At 71.5% G+C, this 2,887-nt stretch carries 3 protein-coding genes; 2 read left to right on the top strand and 1 reads right to left on the bottom strand.

Annotated elements, in window-relative coordinates; genetic code table 11:
- Positions 1 to 418 (top strand): nuclear transport factor 2 family protein (locus tag SACSA_RS22790; protein WP_019816343.1); only part of this gene is annotated, 418 nt, incomplete at its 5' end.
- A gap of 4 nt (positions 419 to 422) precedes the next feature.
- Here the strand turns inward: SACSA_RS22790 and SACSA_RS0112895 are convergent.
- Positions 423 to 1,022, bottom strand: a complete 600-nt coding sequence (locus SACSA_RS0112895; RefSeq protein ID WP_019816342.1) for a carboxymuconolactone decarboxylase family protein — start codon at positions 1,020 to 1,022, stop codon at positions 423 to 425.
- 487 nt (positions 1,023 to 1,509) lie between these two features.
- Here SACSA_RS0112895 and dnaG point away from each other — a divergent pair.
- Positions 1,510 to 2,887: DNA primase (gene dnaG, locus SACSA_RS22785; protein WP_019816341.1), on the top strand; the 1,378-nt coding region annotated here is incomplete at its 3' end.

Raw genomic sequence — 2,887 nt, 5'->3', positions numbered from 1 at the left:
CGAGGCCGACCCGCCGCCGAGGGCCGACGCCGACCGGCAGCGCGAGGTCGTGGAGCGATTCGTCACCGCCGTGCTGGTCGGGGACGTGCGGGCGGTGGCCGAGGTGCTGCACCCGGAGGTGCGGGTGATCGGCGACGCGGGTGGCAAGGCGCGGACCGCCGTGCGCGTGGTGACCGGCGTCGACAAGGTCACCCGGTTCTTCGCGGGACTGCTGCGCACGTATCGCCCGGGTGCGTTCGAGACCGCCCGGCCGGTACTGGTCAACGGTGATCTCGGGATGCACATGCCCGCCGAGCCGGGTGGGGGACGCCACCGCGACCTCGACGAGCACGTGCTGACGGTGGCCATGCGCGACGGGCGGATCGTCACGGTCTACGACATGGCGAACCCGGACAAGCTCGCGCACCTGCACCGGTGAGGGATCAGACCGCCTCGTCCCCGTCCCGGCGGCGGTCGGCGGGCACGGGTACGCGACACGCCGCGCCGGAGGTGAAGCCCTGGTCGGTGATGCCCAGGGCGCTGTTCATCCGGGCGCGCATGTTCTCCAGCGCGATCGCGTAGGTCAGCTCCACCACCCCCGCTCGACCGAACTCGGCCTCAAGCTCAGCGACCTGGTCGTCGTCGGCCCGGACCGGCGACTCGGTCATGGCATCGGCGTAGGCGAGGGCGAGCCGCTCCTGCCGGGTGAACAACGGCGAGGTCGCGTAGTCGTCGATGGAGGTCAGCCGGTCGATGTCCAGACCCGCGTGCTTCTGGAGCATGGTGCCGAAGTCGATGCACCAGGAGCAGTTGAGCCGCACCGCCGTGCGGTAGACCGCGAGGTCGCGGACAGGGGCGGGCAGGACGCGGCAGGCGCGTTCGGCCAGCAGCTCGTGCACTCCGGAGGCGGTGAGCAGCGCCGGGTGGTGTGCGACGACGGTAAGCGGTTCGGGCACCGCACCGTAGCGCTTGCGCGCGAATCGGTAGGTCAGGCGCAGCAGTCGGCGCGCCCGTGCGGTCGGTATACCGGGAATGCGTGGCATCGGAAGGTCCTCCTCACTCGGGGCGCCGTCCGCGACACCCCATACAGCGAGGACGAGACCCACCCCCGAAACGTGACACCCGGCCGGGGCCCCGCCGCACCGGCGAGTTGCCCTTTCCCGCTCGCGAGTTGCCCCCCGGATGCTCGCGAGTTGCCCGTTCAGGTCCGCGAGTTGACGCTCGTGGCCTCCGGGTTGTCCCGGGACGGCGCGCCCGGGTGTGGTGGCGAGGGCGAGGCGCGAGGGGGACCGCTCTCGGCGCGGTGGCCGAGACGCGCGTGCGCTGCTTTCCGAGGACGCCCGGACAGTCCGCTGTGCGGAGCGCCAGACTTGGCCATCCCACGGCTGGGAGGCGGATACGAGGGGGCAACTCGCGGGCTTGAAGGGGCAACTCGCGGGCTTGAAGGGGCAACTCGCGGGGATGAGGGGGCAACTCGCGTGGGTTGGGCGGTGTGGATGGGGGGTCGCCGGGGTGTTCTAGAGTGGGGTCGTGGCGGGACGGATCCGGGAGAGCGACATCGCAGCGGTCCGCGAGCGCACTCGGATCGACGAGGTCGTGGGCGAGTACGTCGCGCTGCGCCGCGCGGGCGGCGGGGCGCTCAAGGGTCTCTGCCCGTTCCACGAGGAGAAGACCCCCTCGTTCAACGTGCGGCCCTCCCACGGGACGTTCCACTGCTTCGGCTGTGGCGAGGGCGGCGACGTCATCAAGTTCGTGATGCAGATCGAGCACCTCGGCTTCGTCGAGTCGGTCGAGCGCCTCGCCGACCGCGTCGGTCTGCAACTGACCTACGAGGGCGGCGGCGGCAGCGTCCGCCGCGACCGGGGCACGCGCATGCGCCTGGTCGAGGTGCACAAGGCCGCCCAGGAGTTCTACGCCGCGCAGCTCGACACCCCCGAGGCCGAGGCCGCCCGCACGTTCCTGTCCGAGCGCGGCTTCGACCGCGCCGCGTGGGCGCGGTTCGGCTGCGGATTCGCCCCCGGAGGCTGGGACCGGCTGACCAAGCACCTGCTCCGCAACGGCTTCGAGCTGGCCGAGCTGTACAAGGCGCAGGTGTCCAAGGAGGGCAGGCGCGGCCCGATCGACCGGTTCCACCGGCGGCTCGTGTGGCCCATCAAGGACCGGGGCGGCGACGTTGTCGGCTTCGGCGCCCGGCGAATCTTCGACGACGACCCGATCCAGGCGAAGTACCTCAACACCAGCGAAAGCCCGATCTACAAGAAGTCCCAGGTGCTGTTCGGTCTCGATCAGGCCAAACGGGAGATCGCCAAGCGTCATCAGGTCGTGGTCGTCGAGGGCTACACCGACGTGATGGCCCTGCACGAGGCCGGAGTGCCCACCGCCGTCGCCTCGTCCGGCACGGCGTTCGGCGAGGAGCACATGCGCGTCCTGCGCCAGCTCATGATGGACGACGACGCCTTCCGCGGTGAGGTGATCTTCACCTTCGACGGGGACGAGGCCGGGCAGAAGGCCGCGCTCAAGGCGTTCGAGGGCGACCAGACCTTCGCGGGCCAGACCTACATCGCCGTGGCTCCCGAGGGCATGGACCCGTGCGAACTGCGCCTGGCCAAGGGTGACGCGGCCGTGCGCGACCTGGTGGCACGCCGGACCCCGCTGTTCGAGTTCGCCATCCGGAGCCTGCTCGCCGACTACGACCTGGACTCGGTGGACGGCCAGGTCGCCGCGTTGCAGCGCACGGTCCCGCTCGTGGCGAGCATCAAGGATCGCGCCAAACGCGACGGCTACGCGGCCAAGCTGGCGTGGTGGGTCGGCTGGCAGGACGAGGCCATGGTGGTGCGCCGCGTGCGCGAGAGCGCCGGGGCCCCGGTCAAGCAGAACGGCGGCAGGCGCGCGCCCGCCCGCAACGGCG

The sequence above is a fragment of the Saccharomonospora saliphila YIM 90502 genome (assembly GCF_000383795.1).
Classification (GTDB): Bacteria; Actinomycetota; Actinomycetes; order Mycobacteriales; family Pseudonocardiaceae; genus Saccharomonospora; species Saccharomonospora saliphila.
This window is presented reverse-complemented; position numbering and strand designations above follow the sequence as displayed.